Source organism: Amaricoccus tamworthensis (assembly GCF_049800875.1).
Classification (GTDB): domain Bacteria; phylum Pseudomonadota; class Alphaproteobacteria; order Rhodobacterales; family Rhodobacteraceae; genus Amaricoccus; species Amaricoccus tamworthensis.
On sequence record NZ_JBNAFV010000001.1, the window covers coordinates 782512 to 808030 of the forward strand.

The window sequence follows — 25519 nt, forward strand, 5'->3', positions numbered from 1 at the left end:
GGAAACTAATTTTTCGAACGCCGCACGGAGTCGCCCGGCTTAAGCGTCACCTGTGTAAGAATTTGATGGGTTGGAGATGCCGGCTCCAGGCTGCGCGAGATCAACAAACGAATCGCTTCTGTCCCCAGATGTTGCCAGTCCACATAAAGCGTACTCAGCAGCGGAGACGAGAATTCCGCAAGCGGAAGACCGTTGAAGCCGAGCAGCGACACATCACCGGGAACGTCATATCCACTCGTTCTCAAATCCTGCATCACGCTCAGTGCAACCACATCCGCAGCACAGAACACGGCGGAATACGGAAACGGCCCCTGGGACAGCAGATCCTTCATTGTCTCATGCGCCGACAGCTCGTTCACGTTTTCCATATCAATGTTGTCGCAGGAGACGTCTTCGAACCCGGGTTGCTTGACAGCCGCAAGGAAACCAGCCGTCCGCGCCGCAAGCGTCGGCCGCCGACGCGTGCCAAGCTGTAGGATGCGGCGATGCCCCATATCCATGAGATACTGCGCCGCCAGCCAACCGCCGAAATAATTGTTCGGAGCAACCTGATCATGGATCATCGTCGGATCAAGTCCATTGACCAGGACGGTCGGATGCCCCTGATCCCGCAGACTTTTCATCACATCAAGCCCCGGATCGACACCGGCAAAAAGCACACCGGTTTCCGGCTCTCCGAGTATCTGTTGCGGGATTGCACCATCGTCACCCAGCAGCGCCAGTTCAATTTTCAGCCCCGCCTCCGCGGCCGCCTTCTGCAAACCGGTCATGACGAAATGATAGATCGATCCCGACCCGGAATTCAGATCCCTTTGCATCTGAACCAGAAGCGCCCGCTTGATCCGGCCCTTTGCCGGTTCAGCAATTCCCCCCGGCACCGCCAGTGGCGTGCCCAAATCTGACGCGGCCTGCAAAACCTTTTGCGTCGTCGCGCGACTGATCCCAGGCGCCCCGGATAATACCCGCGATACGGTCGACACGGAAACGCCAACCGCTCGCGCGATATCCTCCTGCCGTACTTTTGGTTGCCTCATGCCACGCTTTCACAAAATCTCCGCCGATCCGTGTTGTCCAACGTTTGCAAAAATTATGCAAGTTTTTTGCAATTGCGCACGCGATTGCCGACCGGCCCAGCCTTCCAGATAAGTGGCGCCTCAGACGTCCAGCGTCACGACCGGATACTCTTCTGCGCCGCCACAAGGCTTGCTACCTGCTCCCGGTTTGCCAGTTTCATCTGCCGCTCCGTGCGTCCGTCAAGAATCGCCTGAACGTCATGCAGCACCATCTCCCCAATCAACTGCCGCCCACCAGGAACGGCGGCGGCACGATGCGGTGAAAGGATAACATTCGACGCCTTCCGAAGCGGATCGTCGCGGCGCAGCGGTTCCCCGGGAAAGACATCCGTGGCCAGCGTGATGCGTCCTGCCTCGGCGGCTGCGACAAGCGCCGGGAAGTCGACACACCAGGCGCGGCTGATGACAATGACAAGCGCACCCTCCCGAAGTTTCCCGACAAGGTCCGCGTTCAGCAGGTTGCGGGTCTCTTCCGACGGCACCGCAGCCATAACGACAACCCTGGCCCGCGCGACCAGAGTTTCAAGATCGCACAACTCGACGCCCGGCCCCGCCTCTCTCAGGAACGGATCAAAAACGAGCACCTCCGGCGCGAACGGTGCCATCAGCCGCGCGCATTCGCGCGCGATCTGGCCAAAACCGATATATCCGACCGTGGCGCCATAAAGCGTGAAATCGGTCTCTGGCCGGTCGTCCAGCCAACGCTCGGCCCCACTGCGAAACGCCTCATGCTCGCGCACCAGTCCGCGCCCACCGGCCAGCGCCATGGCAAGCGTCATCTCGGCCACGGACTGCCGGAACCCCGGAGCGCAGGACAGCACCTCAACCCCCCTGTCGAAACAGGCGTCATAGGCCAGCCCCTCATTGATCGCTCCGGCAACCTCCATCACCGCCCGCAGTTTTTTTGCGCGCCCAATCTGCCCGGCCGAAAGCTCCGGAAAAGCCGCCACATAAAATGCCGCCTCATCAATCAGTCCATCCACCCGCGCCGGGTCCATCGGCCAGTTGCGTCCGCCCTCAATGCGGCACAGTCCGGACAGCGCATCAAAAGTCTCAGGCCCAAACAGCTCTTCCAGCTGGCGGAAGTGCTGATCCAGGATCATCAGTGGTTTTTCCGTCATGCCGCCGACTGGGCCGCCTGCTTTTCCTGGTCGGTTGCGGGCGCAAAGAGATGCGCTTTCTCATGGTCAAAATCGAGCCGGATATGCTCACCCGGCTCAAACACCCGGTCTTCGCCCAGCGAGGCCAAAACCCTGTGCCCGTGCGACAGCCGGATATCAACGACGGTCTCCGTCCCCAGCCGTTCAGCCAATGTGACCGTCCCTTCCAGTATCCCGCCCTCAGCCACCGGGCGCAGGTCCTGCGGCCGGATACCAAGCGTGGCTTTCGGCGTCTGCCCCACACCGTCCCGCCAAACCGGCGCGGCAAATTCAGCCACGACGGGCGAATTGACCTTCGCGGACGTACCGTCCTGCGACACGATGTCGACGTCGAGAAAATTCATCGACGGCGCACCGATAAAGCCCGCAACAAACAGATTGTTGGGCCGGTGATAGAGGTCCATCGGCGCTCCCATCTGCTGCACATATCCGTCCTTCAGAACCACGATTTTGTCGGCCAGCGTCATCGCCTCGACCTGGTCGTGGGTGACGTATATCATCGTGGCACCCAGAGACTTGTGGAGCTTGCCTATCTCCATACGCATGTCGAGCCGCAGTGCCGCATCGAGGTTCGACAGCGGCTCATCGAACAGGAACACCTCGGGGTTGCGGGTGATGGCGCGACCGATGGCAACCCGCTGGCGCTGACCTCCAGAAAGCTGGCTGGGCCGCCGGTCGAGCAGGTTCTCCATCTGCAAAATGCGCGCGGCCTCCATCACCTTCTCGTCTTTTTCAGCTTTCGGCGTCTTTGCGATGGTCAGGCCAAACGCGATGTTCTCACGCACCGTCATATGCGGAAAGATGGCATATGACTGAAACACCATGGCAATACCGCGCTCCGAAGCCGGCACCTCATTGACGACCCTTGTGCCGATTTCCAGCGTACCGCCGGTGATGTCCTCCAGGCCCGCAATCATCCGCAGAAGCGTGGATTTGCCACAGCCGGAGGGACCAACGAAGACAACGAACTCGCCGTCGTTCACGTCGATGTCGACCCCCTTGATGACATCGACCGGGCCGTAGCTTTTCTTGATGCCTTTCAGCTTTACGTCTGCCATTTCATTTCTCCTCCGCGGCAAGCAGCGCCAGGCGCAGCAGCCCGTCTTCCGAATTTTCAACCACGACCGGGTCGCTGATCTCCCCCAGGAACGGCCCGCCCTCTTCCGCAAACCAGTTGAAACCGAGCAGTTTCATGCCGGCGTCCGTTTGGACAATGCGCGCGGCATAGCGCTTCGGGAACGGCGCGCAGTCCAGCAACGGCGCCGGCGCAACACGCCATGGACCGCGCGGGCTCTCGCCAATCAGGCAATGGGTTCCGGTCATTGCTGGTCCCGCCATGTTTATCGTGCCTGGCGACCAGTACCGTGCCACGACGCAGAACAGACAGTACCAGCGTCCCCCGGCCTCAAAGACCTGCGGAACCTCAAGTTCCGCAAAACCGCCCGTGAAAACGGGTTCCTGCAGGGTCCATTCATAAAGATCCGGCGAGGTGGCAAATCCAATCGCGCCCGCCTCCATGCCATCATCGACCCGGCCATCACGGGCCGTGAAAAACATCAACCAGCCATCGCCGTCCGGGTCGCGAATTACATGGGGATCACGGCAGGCCCGCTCATGCCATCTGCCTTCGACATAATCTTCGTACGGCGGAGCGAGATCAAACATCCGCCCGTCGCCGACCCGCTCCCAGTTGTGCAGGTCGGCGCTGACCGCGTGGCCCAGATGCTGCCGCCGCGCGTTGTCCGCTCTCGCGACGCCGGTGTAGAACAGGTGCCATTTTCCGTCATCGCCGCGAACGACCGATCCGGTCCAGGTGGCAAGGTCATCCCAGGCCGGAGTGGGCGCCGGGGCAAAACATGTGCCCAGACTGTCCCAAACCGTCAGATCGCGGCTGGTTGCATGGTGATAGCTCACGTTCCAGTGCCGCTGCTCCGGGTCGCCAATGGATTTCGGCGCCTCCAGGAAGAAACCGTGCCACAGGTCTCCATCCTGAACGTACCAGCTGTCCCAGAGCCATTTATCCTCAAGAGCGAACCCCATCAGCCTTTGACCCCCGTTGACGCGACGGATGAGATGAACACCCGCTGCAGCGACAGGTAGAACGCGAGGACCGGGACAGTGATCACGGTCAGATAGGCCATGACTTCCCCCCAGGGCACGTTGAGCTGATCAGTAAAATATCCCAGCCCCACCATCACCGGGCGGATCGCCTCTTCCTGCACCACCATCAGCGGCCAGAGGTACTGGTTGTACATGAACAGAAATTTCAGAATGGCGGCGGTGGCAATGACCGGCCCCGAAAGCGGCATGACCACCCGGCGGTAGATCGTCCACCAGGACGCCCCCTCAACCCGGCTCGCCTCGATCAGCTCCTTGGGCAGGTCCTTGAAGAACTGCACGAAGAGGAAGATCGACAGCGCGTCGGCGATAAACGGCGCGATCTGCACGCGGTAGGTGTTAAGCCAGCCAAGCTCAAAGCCTTCCAGGCCAACCCAGGGCAGTTGCGAGACCATCAGCAACAGCGGAATGAAGATCGTCTCATAGGGGATGATCAGCGTCGCCAGCAGGATCGAGAAGATCACCGCCTTGCCACTCCAGTCGACGAAAACAAAAGCGAACGCCGCCAGCGAGCAGACGAAAAGGCAGAGCAGCACGGTAACCCCGGTGATTAGCACCGAGTTAAGCACAAACACCGCGATCGGCGCGCGCACAAAGGCGTCGGTGTAGTTCTGCAGTGACAGCTCGCCCACCGGCAGGAAGGCGCGCAGGCTCTTGGTGTCCAAAAGAAGTTGCGACGACGGCTTGAGCGACGACATCACCATGAACAGCAGCGGAAAGATGAAGATGATCGCAACGAGGATCAGGACGGCATAGCGCGATGCCAGTCGCAACCCGCGATTGTCGGCTTTGACGACGGCCATGTTACTTCTCCCTCGTCAGATAGCGCTGAACCAGCGAGATCGAGAGCACGATCACAAAGAGGATCACACTGATGGTCGATCCGCCCGAGATGTCCTGCTTGCCATAGCCGCGCTCCACGGCCTGGAAGACCAGAACCTGCGTGCTGTCGAGCGGCCCGCCCTGGGTCATCACGTCGATTTGGGCAAACAGTGCGAAAGCCTGCATGGTTATGACGATCAGGATCAGAACCGCCGTGTTTCGAAGGCCAGGCCAGGTGATGTAGCGGAAGGTCTGCCATTTAGACGCACCCTCAATTTCGCCCGCCTCATAGAGCGTGGGCGAAATATTCTGAAGCCCGGCAAGCCAGATCACCATCTGAAACCCGACGCCCTGCCAGATCGACATCGCCATGATCGACGGCAGCGCGGTATCGGTACGGCCGAGCCAGTCGATGCCCTCAAAGGCACCGAAGGTCAGCCAGCCGAGCACGTTGTTCAAAAGCCCGTCCCCGGGCGAGTAGATGAACCGCCACAGGAGCGAGACAACCACGATCGAAACCACCACCGGCATGAAGTAGATCGTCCGGAAGATGTTGATCCCGTAGAGTTTTTGATTGATCAGCAGCGCCAGACAAAGCGCGAGACCCGCCTGAATCGGCGCCACGAACAGCACGAAGGTAAAGGTATTGACCAGAGCCTTCATGAACACCACGTCGGACGCCAGAACCACAACACGGTTCTCACCGCTCTGCCATGAAAACCATTCGCGCTTGCCGGCGAGGTTGGGATAGTCGGGATTGTTGCGGGTGAAGTTTCGCAGGCGGGGGTACTCGATTTCGCCATCCCCGTCGCGCACCACCGCGCCACTGTCATCACGTTCCGGTTCAAGAGTGAACACCGCCACCCCAAGAAGGTCGGAATAGTTTTCGAACCCCACGTATTCGGCGGCATTTGGTGACGCAAGCCGCTGATTGGTCAGCGAAAAAGCGAAGGCCAGAAAGAACGGCACGATGATGAAAAGCGTCATCAATGCCACTCCCGGAAACGCCATCAGCCAGCCGGTGCGGTTTGCCCGGGTCAATTTCGACGCCATTGTCCCCTCCCCCTGCAATGCTACGGTCAGACGGGCGCGGCGGACCGGCCGCCGCGCCGGACCTCAGGTTCAGTTGTGGCCGTAGCCCTGGTTGTTCTCGATGTCCTCGTTGATCTCATCCACCGCCGCATCGAGGGTATCGACCACATCGGCACCATTGGCGATATCGGCCAGCGCTTTCTCAAACACCTTGGCCTGAACGATGTAGCCCGGTGTCACGGGGCGCAGCTTCGCCTGGTTTGCCGAGAGCTCATAAAACACTTCCAGAGCACCGCCCTCATTGTAGTTTTTGGTGTCCGATGCCGCATCGGCCGTGGACGGGATCAGCCCCGTGCCATCGGAAAATGCCGAGAGGTACTTGGGCTGGATGGCAAATTCTATGAACTGCCGGGCGCCATCAGGATGCTCCGAGGTGGCCGAAACCCCAAACTGCCAGGACGCGCCCCCGATCACCGGGCCATTGCCGAAATCGGGTGCCGGGAGGAACAGGGCGTCGTCGCCGAATTTCTCGACAACCGGTAGCGCCGCCCAGTTGCCATTCCACGACAGCGCATATTTGCCTTCGACAAACCCGGTTTCCCGGTCAGCGGCGTCCTGGCTGGTACCGGGCGCCATGTCATTCTCAAACAGGCCCTGCCACCATTCACCAAACTCAATGGCCGCATCCCCGTTCAGCGCGCCTTCGGCGGTTTGGTAGCCATCCCGGTCGACAATATCGCCCCCGAAACTCTGCAGGAACGGCGAGAAGGCATAGGGATACCACTCCCCGGTCCAGGCCATACCAAGATCGAGCGGATACTCGAAATTTCCGGTATCCTTGAGCGTCTGCAGCGCCCCGTCAAATTCCTCGCGCGTCCAGGGCTCCTCGAGCGTCGGAATGCGAATGCCGTTCTCCTCAAGCACCGATTTACGGGCCATCATCGCCACGGCGGCATCCCACAGACCCACCGAATAGACCTCACCATTCCAGCGACCGATTGCACCGGGCAGGAAGCCGTCGAGCTTCGCCTCATCAATGCCAAGCGGCTGCATGTACTCCGCCCAGGCCCAGTTTGGCATCACCGGGCCATCGACGTCGAGGATATCGGGCAGTTCGCCGGCCAGCGCCGCCGCGCCGACCGCGTCGTTATAGGCAAGCTGCGGGAAGGTCTCGAGCACTACTGTCCAGTCCGACTGGCTTGCGTTGAATTCATCCACCACCTGGTTGACCAGCGCTTCCTCGGCGTTGGCGCTGCCGGCCCCGTGATACCACAGGCTCAGCTCGGTCTGGGCCTGGGCCGTTCCGGCACAGGCAATCACCGCAAGCGCGGTTGCGTTTCTCAGGTGTTTCAAGGTTGGTTCCTCCCTCTCAGTTGATAGACATTTCCTTCAGCAGGCGGCGCCTTCAGCGACGCCCGCTCGACAACCTGCCCCCGAACGTGGATCGGCTGTGTGGCCGTCACGTTCCCGGGCTGTGCGATCATATTCAGAAGCAGATCCGCGGCGCGGGCCCCCATGGCATTGTAGGGCAGCTCGGCCGTGGTCAGAGCCGGGTACAGCGTTTCCGAGACCAGCCTGTGATCATCGTAGCCCACCACCGAAATCTGGTCAGGCACGCTGACCCCGCGGTCGCGCAGGATACCGTAAACCGCCATCGCCAGCCGGTCATTGCCGCAACAGATCGCCGTCGGCGGGTTGGCATGGGTCAGAAACTTATCCAGCGCATCCCAGATCATCTGATGCTCGCCCATGGCTCCAAAAAGCTCCGACGCGGCCACCATATCGGCGTCAAAAGCAATACCCGCTTCTTCCAGCGCCGTTCTGTATCCCGCCACGCGGCGCTCGGTCGCCAGTACGGCGCGTGCCAGCGTCAGATAGGCGATCCGGCGATGTCCGGCCTTGATGACCCTACGCGTCAGTGCAAGTTGGCCGTCTTCGTCGTCCGGCACCACCGCGGGCGTTCCACGCTCATCAATGCAGTTCACCAGAACGAGTTTCATCGACCCTTCGGCAAGATCGAGATCGATCCGCTTGAAGTGATCGGCCACATAGACCAGGCCCTCGACCCGATGTTGACGAAAGGTGCGGATCAGGTGCGGCACCCGCTCCGAATTGCCGCCGGTGTCGGAAATAAGCAGCGTCTTGCCGGAGTTCTCAAAGACCCGCTGCGCGCCCTGAACGATATGAATTTCCGGAAGCCCAGCCTCGGCGGGCGTGTCGGCGGCGGTGCTGATAGCGCCCGTGATCAGGCCAATAAGCCCCGATTTCTGCGACTTCATCGACCGTGCGGCCAGCGAGGGGATGTATTCGAGCTCGACCATCGCACGCTCGACCGCCGCGCGCGTTTTGTCCGCTACTGGGGCATCACGGTTGAGCACCCGGCTCACCGTCTTCGTCGAAACCCCGGCGCGTCTTGCGACGTCGTAGATCGTGGCCAAGACCCCCTCCCATTCCAGGGATCCTGCGAATCCCCGTTTATGACATCCGTGTCATGTCATCGGTGTCATGTCAATTTTGTGAGTGACGTGCGCAGCATTTCCGGCGGCTCAGGTACCGGAAACGCCAGATACAGACTGAATACGGGGAACAGACGAGCACGGCATCGGGCGTGCACGCAAAAGCTTCCGCGCCTACCAAAAAGCAACCTTACTTAACAGCCAAGCGGCCAACTATTTGGAATTTATGGAGATGGTGCCCGGGGGCGGATTTGAACCACCGACACGCGGATTTTCAATCCGCTGCTCTACCCCTGAGCTACCCGGGCCCGCTACGGCTTGCCGTTGCGTCGGCGGACTGACTAGTCCAGGCGGCGCGGGCTGTCCAGTGGAAAATCGCAAAATTCGCCCGCAAATGTGACGAAAGGTTTACAGGGCCCTGCCCCGCAGCAGCAGTGGCAGATCTCCCGACAGGCCGGCGGCCTCACGGATCAGGCCACGGCGGAGCGACGGCATCCGGTTGACCACCCCAAGTCCCACATCGCGGGCGGCACGGATCAGCGGATTGTCGTTCGAAAACAGCCGGTTCAGTCCATCCGTCGCCGCGACCAGCATGGCCGTGTCGAACCGGCGCCAGCGCTGGTATTCCTGCAGCACATCCAGAGCCCCGATATCCCGGCCAAGACGCGAGGCGGACACCACCGTTTCGGCGAGCGACGCCACGTCGCGCAGGCCGAGGTTCAGGCCCTGCCCGGCAAGAGGATGAATGCCGTGGGCGGCGTCACCGGCGAGGGCAACGCGGTCTGCGACGAAGGCATCGGCCACCGACAGGGCCAGCGGATAGGAATAGCGTTTGCCCGCGAGACGGATTTCCCCAAGGAAATCACCGAACCTGGGGCGCAGCACCTCGATATACGCGGCCTCGTCCATCCCGTTAATCTGGCGTGCATTTTCTTTGCTCTCGGTCCAGACGATCGAGGACCGGTTTCCCTTCAGGGGCAGGATCGCGAGCGGGCCAGGCGGCATGAAGAACTGGTGGGCGCGGCCCTCGTGCGGCAGATCGTGTTCAATGGCGCACACGAGCGAGGTCTGGCCGTAGTCCCAGCCCAGCCGCGAAATACCCGCACGGTCAGCCACGCTGCTGTTGCGGCCGTCGCAGCCGACCAGCAGACGGGCTGACAGGGTCTCTCCGGTGTCCAGGGTGACGGTGACGCCGACGGGGGTCACGTTTTGGTCAGTGACGCGCACGCGCGACCGGGTCTGAACCGGATCGGTTTCCGCCAGCGCGTCGAGGAGCGCGGGGCGCAGGTGCCGGTCCTCGACAATAGCGCCCATCGGGGCCTCGTCGATCTCGGCCTGATCGAAATGGAGCGGCCAAGGCGCCGCACCCTCACCGGCGCGTCCATCGGAAATCGTGATCGCCTCAATGGGCTGCGCCGTGTCCTCGATACGGTCGCGCAGACCCAAAACACCCAGCATTTTCAGGGACGTAAGCGACAGGGCATAGCCACGGCCATCGAAGTCCGCGTCCCGTCTTTCCGGTTCGGGCGCGGCATCCAGAACGATGCTCGACAGCCCCCCACCCGCGAGGGCCAGGGCCAATGCGGGGCCGTTGAGGCCGCCGCCCACGATCAGAACGTCACAGTCAAATTTCATGGATCCGATTATCCCCTGATCGCGGCAATTGTCCATCCCGGCCGGGCGGATTAGGCTGCGGGAAAAATGTCTCGACAGGAGCCCACATGAATACGGACTGGTTATGGATGACGGCGGCGGAACTGGGCCGGGGGCTCGGGGATGGGGCGATTGATGCGCGGGATCTGACGGAGACCTATCTGACCGCGATTTCGGAGCATCCGGAGACTGGGCGGATCTTCACGCATGTCACGGCGGATCGGGCGCGGGCGGAGGCGGCGGCGGCGCAGGAGCGGGCGCAGAAAGGTGTCCGGCGGGGGCCATTGGACGGTATCCCGTTGAGTTGGAAGGATCTTTTCGACACGGCGGGCGTGCCGACGGAGAGCGGAAGCCTGCTGCTCAAGGGGCGCGTGCCGGAACGGGACGGGGCGGTCGTGGCGCGAGCGGCGCGGGCTGGAATGGTGTGTCTGGGCAAGACGCATCAGACGGAACTGGCGTTTTCGGGGCTGGGCGTGAATCCAAAAACACAAACGCCGCCAAATGTTTACGACGCAAAACTGGCTCCGGGCGGGTCGTCCTCGGGGGCCGCGACGTCCGTGGCCTTTGGGCTGTCGGTGGCCGGGATCGGGTCGGATACCGGGGGATCGGTGCGGGTTCCGTCGGCGTGGAACGGGCTGGTGGGGCTGAAGACCACGGAAAAAGTTGTTTCTTTGGAGGGGGTTGTGCCGCTCTGCCCGCGGTTTGACACCATCGGGCCGCTGTGCCGGTCGGTGGAGGATGCGGGGCTGATCCTGGCGGCACTGACCGATGGGAAGGTGGCGGACCTTGCGGAAATACCGGCGCGGGATTTGCGGGTTCTGGTGCTCGGGACGGAGGATATTGGGCCTACGGAGATGGAGGTGACCGAGAATTTTGGCAATGCGGTCAATATGTTGGAGGATGCGGGCGTTCGGCTGACCTATGGCGGGCCGGATTATCTGAAGGATGTTCTGGACCTGAGTTCCTGCGTTTTCACCAGTGAGGCCTGGGCGACCTGGGGGGATGAGATTGACGCCAATCCGGGTGCGATGTCGGACCAGGTCCGGACGCGGTTTGAGATTGGCCGGGTGTGGTCGGCATCCGATTTTATCAAGGCATGGCAACGACTTAACGGGTATCGCGCGCGGTATGCGATGGATGTGGCGGGGTATGACTTGGTGATTTTGCCGACCGCGCCGGTGGCTCCACCGAATGTGGAGCGGCTTTTGGAGGATGGGGATTACTTCCGGGAGGTGAATCTTCAGGTTCTGAGGAACACCAGGATCGCTAACCTGTTGGGATTATGTGCAATTTCTCTGCCCGTGCGGGAAATGCCTGGCTTTGGGCTCATGGCGATGGGCGCCGCGGGGCAGGATCGCAAGCTGCTGCGCCAGGCGCGGGTGTTGGAGCGGATACTGTCCTGACTGGTGCGGGAAGTGGCACAAACCGGTCCCGAAGTGGCACAGATCTGCAGGGATTTGGCACAGATTGTGAGTCAAATGGCACAGATTGCACGGGGTTTTGCCGAAAATGGCCGAAATTGGGAGTGGTTTGGGCTAAGCGGGCTAAGTCGGCGGGTGCACTTCCCCTGAGGGCAGCGCCTGACCCTGGGGGGGGCGGAGCGCCCTCCTGGGGGAGGGTCAGGCGCTGCCCGGCGGTGCCGCCGGGCGGAAGGGTCAAGAGGGGAGCGCCCTGCTCCGGTCCTCATCCGGTCAATTATCTGGACCGGGGGCGTTCGGGCATGTAGACTTGGGCGCAACGGGGCGTGAATGATCCCGGTAACGAGGCCAATGTTATGCAGTTTCCAGACAGGTTTGCCGATCTGGCAGAATACCCGTTTCCGCGCCTGCGCGCGCTTCTGACCGGGCAGACGCCGGGTGGCCCTGAATTTCTGATGACCATCGGTGAGCCGAAGCACGCCCTGCCCGATTTTGTAGGGCCGGTGGTGGCGGAACATGCGGAGGGGTTTCGCGGGTATCCGCCCAATGAGGGCATCCCGGAACTGCGTGAGGCGATCGCGGGCTGGCTTGAGCGGCGGTACGGCGTGAGTGTGTCGCCGGAGACGCAGGTGATCACGCTTAATGGCACCCGTGAAGGACTTTTTAACGCAGCGCTCGCAGTGTCGCCGGAAAACAAAAACTCGAGGCGTCCGGCAATTATCATACCCAACCCCTATTACCCCTGTTACGGCGCGGCGGCGCTGGCCAGTGGCGCGGAACCCGTGCCCGTTTCGGCCATGCCGGAGACGGGTTTCCTGCCGGATTTTGAGACGCTGGACCGGGAGATCCTGGACCGGACGACGCTGGCATACGTTTGCTCGCCTTCGAACCCGCAGGGGGGCGTGGCGGATGAGGCTTACTGGCGCAGGCTGTTTGCGCTGGCCGAAAAGCATGACTTCATGGTGCTGGCCGACGAGTGCTATGCGGAGATCTATCGCGACACGCCGCCCATGGGCGCGTTGGAAGCGGCCAGCGTGTGCGGGTTCGATCCGGAGCGTCTGCTGGTTTTTCATTCGCTCTCGAAACGGTCGAACGCGGCGGGGCTGCGGTCGGGGTTTGTCGCGGGTGGCGAAAAGACCATTAAGGAATTCAAACGGGTGCGCTCCTATTTCTGCGCGCCCCAGCCGAAGCCGCTGCAATATGCGGCGGCGGCTCTCTGGAACGATGAGGCCCATGTGGAGGAAAACCGCAGGCTTTATCGGGAAAAATTCGAGATCGCGGACAGGGTTTTCGCAGGCTTTGAGGGCTATCAGCCGCCCCAGGCCGGCTTCTTCCTGTGGCTGCCCGTGTGGGACAGCGAGGTCGCGACGCTGGAGATTTACCGCAAAACGGGGATCCAGGTTCTGCCTGGGGCCTATCTTTCGCGGCAAAGCTGGGATGGCAGTGACCCCGGAGAGGGTTTCATCCGAGTAGCCCTGGTTTCCGGGGCAGACGAGGTCGAGCAGGGCCTTGAAAAAATCCGGTCCGTTCTGGACGAAGGCATAAACGAGCAAGGTTGAGTAAGAACATGGCATCCCGTACCAAGGCGAAACGCCGCGCCCCCCTGATTGAAAGCGATACGGAAGAGGCTCTGCGAAAACGTGGTGCGGAGCTGATCGGTCTGATCCTTCTGCTTCTGTCGGTTCTGTCCTTCACGCTGATCTGGACCTATTCGCCGGATGATCCGAGCCTGTTCAGCGCCACGGATGCGCCGCCGCAAAACGCGCTTGGCCTGATCGGGGCGTTTATTGCCGACCCGCTGCACCGGGCGATTGGCTGGGCCGCGTTTGGCGTGCCGCTGGCGCTGGGTGTCTGGGGTGTGCGGATGCTGCTCCATGCCGGGGACAACCGGGTGTTGACGCGGAATATCGCCACACCCATTGCCATTCTGGTCGGCGCGGCCTTTGCCTCGACCCATGTGCCGGGCGCGGCCTGGCCCCATGATTACGGGCTTGGCGGGCTGCTGGGCGATGCGGTGTCGAGTGAACTGGTGGCGGCCATTCCGTTGCCGGTGGAACATGCCCTGCTGGTGGCGTCGCTGGTTCTGGCGGTGCTGCTGGTATTGACGGGCGGTTTTGCGCTGGGGATCAACCGGTTCGAGACGCTTGTGCTGATGGATTACCTGCGTCAGGGCGCGATTGTTGTTTCCGTAGCCGTGCGGTCGTTCCTGCGCATGGTCTGGATGACGGCGCTGAAGCTGACGGGTCATGCGGTGGATGGTGCGGCAAAGGGCGCACGGTCGGCCCAGTCCTATGCGGCCGAACGCCGGGCGCGGCGGCTTGAGGCGGCGGAGAGTGAGCCGGAAGTGGTCGCGAAACCACGCCGGGCGGAGCCGACACCGGAGCCTGAGACGCGGGATGAGGATGAGGCCGAGGACAGCATCATGGCCAAGATCACGGCGGCGGTGAAAGCCCGCGCCGAGGCCGATGCGGCGGGCCGCGTGGCGCGCTCGCGGACCATTCCGCCGCTGACCTCCGACCAGGCCGATGATGATGACGACGTGATCGAACATGCGGAGCCGGTGATGCGGGCCACCCCCCCTGCCCCGGCGGCGGAGCCACGGGTGCAGAAAAGCCGCACGACGAAGCTGCGCAAAAGTGCGAAGGCGCGGTCCGAGGAGCAGCCGGAGCTGTTCGGCAAGGGCGATGCGGCGGAATATGAGGAGCCTGGCCTGTCGCTGCTGGAAAGCCCCGATGCGATTGAGCGGCATCTGCTCTCGGATGAGGCGCTGGAAGAGAACGCGCGGATGCTGGAGACCGTTCTGGATGACTATGGCGTGCGCGGGGATATCGTCTCGATCCGGCCTGGTCCGGTCGTGACCATGTATGAGCTGGAGCCCGCGGCCGGGCTGAAGGCAAGCCGGGTCATGGGTCTGTCGGACGATATTGCGCGGTCGATGTCGGCGCTGGCCTGTCGCGTGTCGACCATTCCGGGCCGCTCGGTGATCGGTATCGAACTGCCCAATGAGAAGCGCGAGAAGGTTCTGCTGCGCGAGATTTTGTCTGCGAAACAGTATGGCGACAGCCCGCATTCCCTGCCGCTGGCTCTGGGCAAGGATATTGGTGGTGAGCCGGTGGTGGCGAACCTGGCGCGGATGCCGCATCTTCTGATCGCGGGTACGACCGGTTCGGGCAAGTCGGTGGCCGTGAACACCATGATCCTGAGCCTGCTCTACAAGCTGGGGCCGAAGGACTGCCGGTTGATCATGATCGACCCGAAGATGCTCGAACTGAGTGTGTATGACGGCATTCCGCATCTTCTCTCGCCCGTGGTGACCGATCCGAAGAAGGCCGTGGTGGCGCTGAAATGGACGGTTGCGGAGATGGAGGAACGCTACCGCAAGATGTCCAAGATGGGTGTGCGCAACATCGACGGCTACAATGCCCGCGTGCGCGATGCCCTGGCCAAGGGTGAGGATTTCACCCGCACGGTGCAGACCGGCTTTGACGAGGACACGGGCGAGCCGATCTTCGAGACCGAGGAGTTCACCCCCGAGACGATGCCGTTCATCGTGGTGATCGTCGATGAGATGGCCGACCTGATGATGGTGGCGGGCAAGGAGATCGAGGCCTGCATCCAGCGTCTGGCGCAGATGGCGCGTGCGTCGGGTATTCACCTGATCATGGCGACGCAGCGGCCTTCGGTGGATGTGATCACCGGTACGATCAAGGCGAACTTCCCCACGCGTATCTCGTTCCAGGTGACGTCGAAAATCGACAGCCGCACCATTCTGGGCGAAATGGGGGCCGAGCAGCTTCTGGGCATGGGTGACATGCTTTACATGGCCGGTGGTGGCCGGATCACCCGCGTTCACGGGCCGTTTGTCTCCGACGAGGAGGTCGAGGACGTGGTGCGGCATCTGAAGGAACTCGGCCCGCCGGAATATGACAGCGGCGTGGTTGACGGGCCGGAAGCGGACCAGCAGTCGGAGATCGACGCGGTTCTGGGGCTCGGTGGCAACACCAATGGCGAGGACGCGCTTTACGACCAGGCCGTGGCGATTGTGGCCCAGGACCGGAAGTGCTCGACGTCCTACATTCAGCGCAAGCTGTCCATCGGCTACAACAAGGCCGCCAAGCTCGTCGAGCAGATGGAGGACGAGGGCGTCGTCAGCCAGGCCAACCACGTGGGCAAGCGCGAGGTTCTGATCCCGGAGCGGTGAGCATTTCGCTGTAACGATCGCAACGGGCGGGGCTCCGGGGGAGCGCCGCGCGATCGGTTTGACCGGAGCGCTGGCGCGGAGGTCAAGGGGGGTTGGGTTCAGCCCGGTCGACTGGATCAGGACGGGACTGCCCTGGTGGTCGCGGGATCGCGACCGCCCCCGGCAGGGCAGTCGCGGCCCGATTTGCCACGCGTCATATCAGGCTGAATGGAACCGCCCCCTCCCCTGCTCCGTTCCCCAAAGCGTGATCGGAAATGTGGTGCGCGGCATGGGGATTGGGATTAGGTAGTGACCATGAAAAGACGTGATTTCATTCTGGGCGCGGGCGCCCTGGCGGGTGTGGCGGCGGTGCCGGCATGGGCTGCCGTTAATGTGGCGGACATTGACGCCTATCTGCGAAACCTGCGCACGGCGACGGGGCGGTTCACGCAGACCAACCCCAATGGCTCGGTGCAGACCGGGCAGTTCATGCTGGCGAAACCGGGGCGCATCCGGTTTGAGTATGACAGCCCGAAAGGCGCGATGGTGGTGTCGGACGGGTCCTGGGTGGGGGTGTTTGACCCCAAATCGAACCGCAACCCCACGCGCTATCCGCTCAAGCGCACGCCGCTTTACATGCTGCTGCGCGATGACGTGAGCCTCGCGGAACCGGGTTTGGTGCTGGGGGCCACGGAGGATGCGGCGGGGACGCATATCACGGTGGTCGATCCGCGCGCGCCCGATGAGGGGCGGCTGGTCATGACCTTTGGCACGGGGCCGGTGGAGTTGCGGCAGTGGGTCGTGCAGATGAAAAACGGCCAGCGCACGAAGATCGAGGTTGAGAGCATGACCGAGGGCGCGCAGGTGTCGCGGTCCCTGTTCAACCTGGAGCTTGAGGCGACGAAGTACCGGTAGGGGACGACTGGGTGCGGGCGGGACCGTGTGAGTTTTGCGGTGCGATTGTAATGGAGGCAGTAGGAGTTGTGGAGGGGGTTCCCCTCCCTCGGGAAAGTTGCCGGAGGGCAGCGCTGACCCTGGGGGCGCGAATGCGCCTCCTGGGGGAGGGCCGGCGCAGCCCGGCGTGGCCGCCGGGCGGGACGGTTGGAGCCTCTTGGTCCAATTGAACAGCGGTGCCGTGTTGAAATGAGCGGAAGCCCTTTACCCTGACCCGAGGCGCGACGCGCCATGACCGACTTTGGGAGGGCTTCGACCCGGGTGTTCAGCGCGGGTCGGTTAAGCTACTGAAGCCATTGAGCGGTTGCCGACGTCAGGATGCCCTCCCGGGGGGAAAGTCGGGCATGGCGTGTCGTGCCGACACGCCGGGGATGGTCACAGGACCTGTTCCTAATACCCGGCGACGAAGCGGTCTGCGATGCCTCCCTGTAATAAGCCGTAAGTCGTCAGCCGCCCTCCCCGGCGCGCCAGGCGGCCCAGGCTTCGGGGGTGTCCAGGTCGATGGTGGCGGAGCGGCCGGGGGTTGGGACGTCGTGGACGAAACCGGGTGAGGCGCGCAGGACCTCGCGGGCGCCGATGTCGCCGGTCACGGCGCCGAGAGCCTCAAAGAAGCGGGAGCCGAACAGGACCGGGTGGCCGGGGGTGCCGTCGGCAGTGACGGCGCGGCAGATCTCGCGGGATTTGGCAGGGTCGTAGGCGGCGATGAGGCTGTCGATGGCGTCGTGGTCCAGTTCGGGCATGTCGGCCAGAAGCACAATGGCGGCGTCGGTGTCGGGGCCGAGCCGGGCGGCGGCAGTGGCAAGCGAGGCGGACATGCCCTCAGTGGCGTTGGTGGCGGTGATGGTCCGGACGGGTTTGGCGCCGGTGTCCGCGCCCTCGACCTCCGCGAGACGTTTTCCGGGATCGGGGGGCAGGACGACCAGGACCTGATCGGCGCGGGAGGCGCAGGCGGTCTCAACCGTGCGGCGCAGGATGGAGCTGCCGTCGACCTGCTCCAGCAGCTTGTCGGTGCCGCGCATCCGGCGGCTGGCCCCGGCGGCGAGGATAATGGCGGTGGTTTGGGGTGTTTTTGCGGGTCGGGCCTCGCGGGCGGCGCGGGGCTGCGGGCGGGCCGGGATTTCCTTGAGCAGACCGCCCACGCCCATGGCGGCGATGTCATCGAAGCCGACCTCCATGCCCGCCGCCAGGCGTTCGAGCACCCAGTCGGCCCCGTTGAGCGCCGGTGAGCGGGCGCAGCCGGGCAGGCCGATGACGGGACGGGTGTTGTACCAGCCCAGGAAGAGCAGGTTGCCGGGGTCGACAGGCATGCCGAACCGGGTGAGCGTGCCGCCCGCCGCGACAAGGCCCGCCGGACAGGTGTCGGCGGCGTCGGATGTGGCGGAAGCCCCGAGGATCAGGATCATGTCGCCTTTGGCCTCCGCGACCGCCCTGGCCACGTCGTCGGTTTCGTGAGGGACGGTGACGGTCTCGATGAGGCTGGCATCCAGGGCCGAGAGGCGGGTTTCGAGGGTGCGGATGGACTTGTCGAGTATTTTGTCGGGGGTGTCCGGCGTACGGGTCAGGATGAGCGTGGCCGTACCGGGTTTGAAGGCGCGGACGGAAAACGGCGCGGGGGCCGTGCGGGCGAGAACCGTGTCGATGCCGGCGCGGTTCACGGCGTAGGGGATGATCTTGATGGTCGCGGTCATCTGGCCTTCGCGGACGCGGGTGTGGTTGGGCAGCGTGGCGATGGTGATGGCGGGATCGACGGTGTTGAAGGCCTGGATGGCGGCGGGGTCCACCGTGAAGAGGCCGGAGGTGTTCGACTTGAAATTGACGCGACCCGCGAAGGCGTCGGTCATGGTCAGGCCATGCGCCTGCGGGTCGGGGAAGAGGCCGTGGCCGAGGGTTTCAGCGGCGGCGTTCTCGATGACGTCCTCGGCGTCGGGGCGGGCGATCCAGACGGTGGTGGTGCCCTGGTCGGTCAGGGTTTTGAGGTCGTCACCGCTGAGGATGTGGCCCTTTTTGAGTTTGGTGGAGCCTGCCTGCATCGAATGGGCGAGGATGGCGCCCTCCGCCTCGGCGACGGGGACCGGACCGAAGCGCATGTCAGGGCCTCGTGTCCGGGCGGCGCAGACGCTCGGTGATCTGGGCGAGGATGGAGACGGCGATTTCCGCGGTGGAGGAGGAACCGATATCTGCGCCGATGGGGGCGTGGATGCGGGCGATGTCGTCGCGGGTGAAACCGGCTTCCAGCAGACGGTCGACGCGTTTGGCATGGGTGCGGGTGGAGCCGAGGCAGCCCAGGTAGAATATGTCGGATTTCAGGGCGGCGATGATGGCCGGGTCGTCGAGCTTGGGGTCGTGGGTGAGCGTGACCACGGCGGTGCGGGTGTCGAGCCCCCAGGCCTGGAGCGCCTCGTCGGGCCAGTCCTCAAGCAGGTTGGTGTCGGGGAAACGCTCCTCGCTGGCGAAGGCACCGCGGGGGTCGATGACAACCACATCGTAACCGGCGATGCGGGCCATGGGGACGAGGGCCTGGGCGATGTGGACCGCGCCCACAATTGCCATCCGCAGGGGCGGGTTGTGGGTGCCGAGGAACCAGTCGCCCTCGAAACCGGAGCGGTCGCGCAGAAGTGCGGATTCGACCGCCTCGCCAAGATCGGGGTCGGTGGCGTCGGCCAGCCGGCGTTCCCAGGTTTCGGTGTTCACGCAGTAGACGGCGGGGCGGCGGGCGGCGCGGGCGGCGACGAGATCCGCGAGAAGCTGACGGTCGGGCCCCTGCCCCACGCCAACCGGTTCCACGAGTACGCGGATGCGGCCGCCACAGGCAAGACCGACGGCGAAGGCCTCGTCGTCGCTGACGCCGAATTCAAGGATGGTGGGTTCGCCGTTTTCAATCGCGTCGAGCGCCTCGGCCACCACGGCGCCCTCGACGCAGCCGCCGGAGACCGAGCCGGCCATGGTGCCGCCCGCGCTAATGGCCAACTGGGAGCCACGGGGGCGCGGGGCGGAACCCCAGGTTTCCACCACGGTTGCAATCGCCACGCCCTGGCCCTCATCCGCCCAGGCGAGCGCCGTTTCGGGAATATCGTCGTGCCCCACCATCTCGCTGCTCCGGTTGCCCGTAAGGTGTATCTCCGTGGCGAAATATAGGCATGACGCGGAGCAATTTCCATCGGAGTTGCGCGCGGATGGCGGGCAAAACACGGTAAACTGGCGGTTAAGTTTTTGTTCACCTTCGCCGTGTCTATTGCCGGATGCTGGACGGAGAACCCGTTCGGACCGTGGAGCTGCGCCTGGAGGCGGGCTTCGGTGGCTTTAAATGGTTTGCCCGGGAGTGACAGGAATTGCGTTTGAACTCAGTCAGGCTGTTGGCCGCCGCCGCTTTGGTTCTTCCGGTCTGGACCGCACCCGCCGATGCACTGACCTGGCATTTGCGGGAATGGGTGTTTGACGATGGTGGCACGGCCGAAGGGCTGTTCGACTATGATTTCACCTCCCGCCAGTTCAGCAATGTGGACGTGACGACCTTCAGCGACACGGGCTCGGTCAACCGGGTTTATACCGCGATGACGCCGCGCTCGGGCGCGAGCCTGCTTTACATGATCGAGGAGCCTGCGGCGGATCTGACCGGCACCGGGACCATGTGGTCGCAGCTCTGGGGCGTGATGTATGCGGAAGGCACGATCGACGCGGTTGGCGGGCTGAAATACGAAACGACCTGCGGCAATGCGGCCTGTTCGGTGATTGGACCGATTGAGCGCACGCTGGTGAGTGGCGTGATTACGACCGACCCGGATTACGGCACGGCCGTGCCGGAGATTGACGCATCGGCGGGGCTGGGTGCTTTGGCCGCTTTGGGCGGTATGCTGGCGTTTCTGCGGGGCCGTCGCCGGGTTTAACCTGACAGTATTTTTGGAAGCCAGACCGGAAGCGGGTTGACCGCTTCCGCCTGTTTTTGCGTGCTCAGACGGAGCGGGTGAGGCCGCCGTCGATGCGCCAGTTCTGGCCGGTGACGTAGCCACCATCGTCCGAGGCGAGCCAGCCGATCAGCGACGACACCTCCTCTTCCCGTCCGTAGCGGCCCATGGGGATGCGGGCGCGGCGGACCTCCGTTTCAGGCAGGCTGTCGATGAAGCCGGGCAGCACGTTGTTCATGCGGATGTTTTGCGCGGCGTATTTGTCGGCGTAGAGCTTGGTGAAGCCTGCGAGACCTGCGCGGAAGACGCCCGAGGTCGGGAAAAGCGGGTCGGGCTCGAAGGCGGCGAAGGTTGAGATGTTGATGATCGCGCCGCCGCCCTGCCCGGCCATGACCGGGGTCACGAGGCGGGTCGGGCGGATGACGTTCATCAGGTAGACATCGAGGCCCGCGTGCCAGTCATCGTCCGTCATGTCGAGAATGTCGCCCTTGGGGCCGTGGCCGGCGGAGTTGACCAGAACGTCCACGCGGCCCCATCTCTCCATCGCGCCGTCGACGAGGCGGGCGAGATCATCGACCGACCGGTTTGATCCGGTGACGCCGAAGCCGCCGAGGCTTTCGCCGAGCGCCTCGCCCTTGCCGGAGGAGGACAGGACGCCGACCTTGAAGCCGTCCGCGGCGAGGCGTTTTGCGGCGCCCGCGCCCATGCCGCTGCCGCCTGCTGTGATCAGGGCTGTTTTTTCTGCTGTCATGATGGTGTCTCCTCACTGGCCGGAATGTGGTTTTCGGTCTGTTGTTGAGAAGATAGGGGCCAGGGGAGTGACGGGCCAGCCAGATGGGCTGTTGCCTGCGTGTAGATATTCTATTGCACCCGCGGCGCCGCGATGCCGGGTCAGGCAGCGGTTGAGGGGGCGTCGAGCATCCGTTTCAGGCGGTGCCGTTCGACGGCGTTTTCAGGTGCGGTCAGGACGTTGGTGAGGTCCGAGAGCGAGGCGAGGCTGTGGCAGGCCCGGAAGCTGTCCACATGGGGCAGCATGGCGCGGACGCCGCGGGCGCGGGCGGAGAAGCCGTCCCAGCGCAGCAGCGGGTTGAGCCAGATGACGCGGCGGGCGGAGAGGTGGAGACGTTCCATCTCGGCGGCCAGGCGGTCAGGGTCGTCGCGGTCGAGGCCGTCGGTGATGAGCAGGATCACCGCGCCCTGCCCCAGCACGCGGCGGGACCAGTCGCGGTTGAACTCGTGCAGGCAGGCGCCGATGCGGGTGCCGCCCTCCCAGTCGCGGGCCTCGCGCCCGGCGGCCTCCAGGGCCATGTCCACATCGCGGCGGCGCAGGTGGCGGGTGATGTTGGTGAGCCTGGTGCCGAAGGTGAAGGCGTGCACCTGGGCCCAGCCCGCGCCCTTCGCGTTCGAGACGGCGTGCAGGAAATGGAGCAGCATTCGGGAATAGGAGGACATGGAGCCGGAAATGTCGCAGAGGGCCACGAGATTGGGCGGGCGGGTGCGGCGGGCGCGGAAGCGGGGCTGGCGCATTTCTCCGCCCGCGCGCAGGGTGGCGCGCATGGTGCCCTGCCAGTCGGGGACGTGGCCGCGCGGATCGGGCGCGGTGCGGCGGCTGGTCAGGGGTTTGATGGCGAGGTCGAGCCGTGCGATGGCGCGTTTGGCATCGGCGGTTTCCGCAACGGACATCTGCTCGAAATCCATGTTTTTGAGGGTCTCGTCGGTGGAGGCTGTGAGGCTCGCGTCGATCTGGATTTCCTCGCCCTCCTCCGCTTTGGGCGGCGGGGGTGGCTCATCGGCGCCGTCGAGCAGGGCTTCCGCCGCGCGGCGGTCGGCGGCTTTGGGGTCCTCGGGCTCGTTGACGCCGCGCACCATGGGCAGGAGCATGGACATCATGTGCTCGAGGAACTGCGGGTCGCGCCAGTAGAGCTGGAAGATGCGGGAGAAGACCTCGCGGTGCTCGGGGCGGCTGACGAAACAGGCCTGGAGCGTGTGGTAGAAATCGGTGCGGTTGGTGAAGCCCGCGGTTTCCACGGCGCGAATGGCGTCCACCACGCGGCCGGTGCCCACGGGCAGGCCGGCGCGGCGCAGGGCGCGGGCGAAATGGGTGATGTTTTGGGCGAGGTGACCGTTTTCGAGGATGGGGATGGGGTCAGGCATGGGGTCGGGTGTCCAGCCATGAGAAACGCTTCCGCCCATAACCGGAGGGCAGCGCTGACCCTGGTGGCGCGATAGCGCCTCCTGGGGGAGGGTCGGCGCTGCCCGGCGTTACCGCCGGGCGGGAGGGTTGAAATGTAAGGGTCCAACCGTCGAAGTGTGGAATTGCGAAACCGTGCATCACGCCACGGCCGGGTCGGCCTGGACGCCGTCGAGGATGCGTTTGACCTCCGACGACTGCATTTTGGCGATGTCGTCCTGGTATTTCAGCACCGCGCCAAGCGTGTCGGCGATGACCTGCGGCGAGAGCTGCACCGCGTCGAGGGCGACGAGACATTTGGCCCAGTCGATGGTCTCGGCCACGCCGGGATGCTTGAAGAGATCCTCGTCGCGCAGGCGCTGAACGAAGGCCACCACCTCGCGGCTGAGGGTTTCCGTGGCTTCCGGGGCGCGGGCCAGGAGAATGGCCAGTTCCCGGTCGAAGCCGGGATAGTCGACCCAGTGGTAGAGACAGCGGCGTTTGAGCGCGTCATGGACCTCACGTGTGCGGTTGGAGGTGATGATGACAATGGGCGGCTCCTTCGCCGCGACGGTGCCGAGCTCGGGGATGGTGACCTGGAAGTCGGACAGGGCCTCGAGCAGGAACGCCTCGAAGGGCTCGTCGGTGCGGTCAAGCTCGTCGATCAGCAGCACGGGCGGGCCGCCGTCCTGGTCCTGCATGGCTTCCAGCAGGGGGCGGCGGATGAGGAATTCCTCTGAGAAAAGCTCGGAGTTCAGCTGCGACCGGTCGGTCTGGCCCGCGGCCTCGGCGGTGCGGATGGCGACCATCTGGGCGGGGAAGTTCCACTCGTAGACCGCGCCGGAGACGTCGAGACCCTCGTAGCACTGGAGCCGGATCAGGCGACGGCCGAGGGCACGGGAGAGCGCCTTGGCGATCTCGGTTTTGCCCACTCCGGCCTCGCCTTCCAGGAACAGGGGCCTTCCGAGTTTGAGGGAGAGGAAAACCACGGTCGAGAGGCCGCGTCCGGCAACGTATCCCACATCGGCCAGCATTTTGGCGGTGGCGTCTATGGATTGTGGCAGTTCGGTCATGTCCCCTCCTCCGTATGCCCGCGACCCGGTGCGGCCCGGGGCACAGACCGCATAAGGACAGGCTCGGGGATTGAAAATCAACCCGTCATTTGGGGGCGGTCGGGCGCGGACGGGTTGCGCTTGCCGCGCCGCGCTCCGCCATGCTTTGATGCCCGCCGGTACTCAGGGAGCGGGAAAACGACGCATGAACAAATACGATTTTAGTGGCCGGAACGCGGTGGTGACCGGCGGAGCGAACGGGATCGGGGCCGCGGTGGTGGAACTGCTGGTCCGGTCCGGGGCGCGGGTGTCTATCTGGGACATTGAGCCGGATGCGCCGGAGCCGCGGGTGGCGGACCTGGACCAGGCGATGCTGGCCCATGAGGTTGTGGATGTCGCCGATATTGCCAGCGTGGAGGCGGCGGCCAAAGCGACGGAGGAGAAATTCCGCTCCATCGACGTGCTGGTGAACAGTGCGGGGATCGCGGGGCCGAATGCGAAGACCTGGGAATATCCGCTCGACGCCTGGAAGCAGGTTCAGGCGGTGAATGTGGAAGGCACGCTGCACACCATTCGAACGGTTGTGCCGGGCATGATCGAGCGGGATTACGGGCGGATCGTGAATATTGCCTCGATTGCCGGGAAGGAAGGCAACCCGATGGCGAGCGCCTATTCGGCGTCCAAGGCTGCGGTGATCACGCTGACGAAATCGTTGGGCAAGGAACTGGCCGATAATGATATTGCGGTGAACTGCATCACACCGGTGACGGCGAACACGCGCATTCTGGATCAGTTGAGCCAGGAGTTTATTGAGTACATGCGCTCGAAAATCCCGCGGGGCCGGTTTGTGAAGGTCGAGGAGATCGCGTCGCTGGTCGCGTGGCTGGCCTGCGAGGAGAACTCGTTCAGCACGGGCGCGACGTTTGATATCTCCGGCGGGCGCGCGACGTACTGACGCGGGCGGGGCGACCGTGGTTTTGAGACGAAGGATCCCGCTACCCGCGCCTGGGACGGATCACGATTCGGGTGGTCCGGGCGCATTGGACGTATGCGGCAGGCGGAGTTCGGATGCAGGCGAGTCCAGGCGGGATTCTGCCTGCGAATTGACCAGTTTGCTGTGGATAAACGGGGGCTGGATATCGTCGCGCGAGTATCGGCGGAAATTTGCCTATGCGTCCGTTCCGGCGGAACCAAAAATGGCTCAAAAATTTTGACCCTGTAGGCATATGAAATCGTTAACCTTTTCGCGAACCAATTGGTCAGAAATGGAAAATGCGTACCATTTGAGGTGGAAAACGCCGGGCTTGGGCCGCGGGCATTGGCGGAATACAGCCAATAAGACTATTGCAGGGCGCGTCCGGAATAAGGTTAATAGCCCCATGATCTTAGATCACGGGGCCCTGATGACCACCCCACCCCTCAACATTCGGTTGTCACGGTCACCAATTGTGAGGCGGGTGTTTCAGAAAATCTGAACACCCGCCCGCTCCTTCCGCCCCCGGGTAAGGGCGAACGTGATCCCTGTTGAA

20 protein-coding genes and 1 tRNA gene are annotated in these 25519 nt (G+C 63.7%); 6 read left to right on the forward strand and 15 right to left on the reverse strand.

The window, feature by feature from the left end:
* Positions 1–5: 5 nt before the first annotated feature.
* The 10 genes from ACP15P_RS03745 to ACP15P_RS03790 form a co-directional block, all read right to left on the reverse strand.
* The gene (locus ACP15P_RS03745) at positions 6–1034 is read right to left on the reverse strand and encodes a LacI family DNA-binding transcriptional regulator (RefSeq protein WP_424927156.1); all 1029 of its coding nucleotides are present in this window, start codon (positions 1032–1034) and stop codon (positions 6–8) included.
* A 134-nt stretch (positions 1035–1168) separates the two neighbouring features.
* A complete protein-coding gene (locus ACP15P_RS03750; RefSeq protein WP_424927157.1) occupies positions 1169–2194 on the reverse strand; it encodes an NAD(P)-dependent oxidoreductase in 1026 nt (341 codons plus the stop codon).
* A complete protein-coding gene (locus ACP15P_RS03755) occupies positions 2191–3291 on the reverse strand; it encodes an ABC transporter ATP-binding protein (protein ID WP_424927158.1) in 1101 nt (366 codons plus the stop codon). The genes ACP15P_RS03750 and ACP15P_RS03755 overlap by 4 nt, the downstream gene beginning before the upstream one ends.
* Before the next feature lies 1 nt (position 3292).
* Entirely contained in the window at positions 3293–4273 is a 981-nt protein-coding gene (locus tag ACP15P_RS03760; protein WP_424927159.1) for a glycoside hydrolase family protein, read from the reverse strand.
* Positions 4273–5154, reverse strand: a complete 882-nt coding sequence (locus ACP15P_RS03765) for a carbohydrate ABC transporter permease (RefSeq protein WP_424927160.1) — start codon at positions 5152–5154, stop codon at positions 4273–4275. Before ACP15P_RS03765 ends, ACP15P_RS03760 begins: the two co-directional genes overlap by 1 nt.
* 1 nt (position 5155) lies before the next feature.
* A complete protein-coding gene (locus ACP15P_RS03770; RefSeq protein WP_424927161.1) occupies positions 5156–6226 on the reverse strand; it encodes a carbohydrate ABC transporter permease in 1071 nt (356 codons plus the stop codon).
* A 69-nt stretch (positions 6227–6295) separates the two neighbouring features.
* Positions 6296–7558 (reverse strand): sugar ABC transporter substrate-binding protein, encoded by a 1263-nt coding sequence (locus tag ACP15P_RS03775; RefSeq protein WP_424927162.1) that lies wholly within the window; start codon positions 7556–7558, stop codon positions 6296–6298.
* Positions 7555–8643, reverse strand: coding sequence for a LacI family DNA-binding transcriptional regulator (locus ACP15P_RS03780; RefSeq protein ID WP_424927163.1), 1089 nt, complete (start codon positions 8641–8643; stop codon positions 7555–7557). Before ACP15P_RS03780 ends, ACP15P_RS03775 begins: the two co-directional genes overlap by 4 nt.
* A gap of 251 nt (positions 8644–8894) precedes the next feature.
* A tRNA-Phe gene (locus ACP15P_RS03785) sits at positions 8895–8969 on the reverse strand.
* A gap of 100 nt (positions 8970–9069) precedes the next feature.
* Positions 9070–10332, reverse strand: a complete 1263-nt coding sequence (locus ACP15P_RS03790; protein ID WP_424927164.1) for an FAD-dependent monooxygenase — start codon at positions 10330–10332, stop codon at positions 9070–9072.
* Positions 10333–10382: 50 nt separating this feature from the next.
* Between ACP15P_RS03790 and ACP15P_RS03795 the strand changes: the two genes are divergently transcribed.
* The 4 genes from ACP15P_RS03795 (at position 10383) to ACP15P_RS03810 (ending at position 16827) form a co-directional block, all read left to right on the forward strand.
* Positions 10383–11717, forward strand: coding sequence for an amidase (locus ACP15P_RS03795; protein ID WP_424927165.1), 1335 nt, complete (start codon positions 10383–10385; stop codon positions 11715–11717).
* A 371-nt stretch (positions 11718–12088) separates the two neighbouring features.
* A complete protein-coding gene (locus ACP15P_RS03800) occupies positions 12089–13291 on the forward strand; it encodes an aminotransferase class I/II-fold pyridoxal phosphate-dependent enzyme (RefSeq protein WP_424927297.1) in 1203 nt (400 codons plus the stop codon).
* A gap of 8 nt (positions 13292–13299) precedes the next feature.
* Positions 13300–15933 carry a DNA translocase FtsK gene (locus ACP15P_RS03805; protein ID WP_424927166.1) on the forward strand — a complete coding sequence of 878 codons (2634 nt, stop codon included), beginning with the start codon at positions 13300–13302 and terminating at the stop codon, positions 15931–15933.
* 294 nt (positions 15934–16227) lie between these two features.
* Positions 16228–16827: a LolA family protein gene (locus ACP15P_RS03810; protein WP_424927167.1), complete on the forward strand. Its 600-nt coding sequence runs from the start codon at positions 16228–16230 to the stop codon at positions 16825–16827.
* Between the two features lie 485 nt (positions 16828–17312).
* Here the strand turns inward: ACP15P_RS03810 and ACP15P_RS03815 are convergent, their stop codons facing one another.
* Positions 17313–18953 (reverse strand): NTP transferase domain-containing protein, encoded by a 1641-nt coding sequence (locus ACP15P_RS03815; RefSeq protein ID WP_424927168.1) that lies wholly within the window; start codon positions 18951–18953, stop codon positions 17313–17315.
* Between the two features lies 1 nt (position 18954).
* On the reverse strand, positions 18955–19953 hold the full coding sequence (locus ACP15P_RS03820; protein WP_424927169.1) for an XdhC family protein: 999 nt from the start codon (positions 19951–19953) through the stop codon (positions 18955–18957).
* A 248-nt stretch (positions 19954–20201) separates the two neighbouring features.
* Between ACP15P_RS03820 and ACP15P_RS03825 the strand changes: the two genes are divergently transcribed.
* Positions 20202–20750 carry a VPEID-CTERM sorting domain-containing protein gene (locus ACP15P_RS03825; protein WP_424927170.1) on the forward strand — a complete coding sequence of 183 codons (549 nt, stop codon included), beginning with the start codon at positions 20202–20204 and terminating at the stop codon, positions 20748–20750.
* Positions 20751–20814: 64 nt separating this feature from the next.
* On the opposite strand, the gene ACP15P_RS03830 is transcribed toward ACP15P_RS03825, so the two are convergent.
* From ACP15P_RS03830 to ACP15P_RS03840, 3 genes are all read right to left on the reverse strand, one after another.
* Positions 20815–21519: an SDR family oxidoreductase gene (locus ACP15P_RS03830; protein WP_424927171.1), complete on the reverse strand. Its 705-nt coding sequence runs from the start codon at positions 21517–21519 to the stop codon at positions 20815–20817.
* Positions 21520–21659: 140 nt separating this feature from the next.
* A complete protein-coding gene (locus ACP15P_RS03835; RefSeq protein WP_424927172.1) occupies positions 21660–22922 on the reverse strand; it encodes a vWA domain-containing protein in 1263 nt (420 codons plus the stop codon).
* A 177-nt stretch (positions 22923–23099) separates the two neighbouring features.
* Positions 23100–24011: an AAA family ATPase gene (locus ACP15P_RS03840; protein WP_424927173.1), complete on the reverse strand. Its 912-nt coding sequence runs from the start codon at positions 24009–24011 to the stop codon at positions 23100–23102.
* A gap of 184 nt (positions 24012–24195) precedes the next feature.
* Between ACP15P_RS03840 and ACP15P_RS03845 the strand changes: the two genes are divergently transcribed.
* On the forward strand, positions 24196–24945 hold the full coding sequence (locus ACP15P_RS03845; protein ID WP_424927174.1) for an SDR family NAD(P)-dependent oxidoreductase: 750 nt from the start codon (positions 24196–24198) through the stop codon (positions 24943–24945).
* Positions 24946–25519 lie beyond the last annotated feature (574 nt).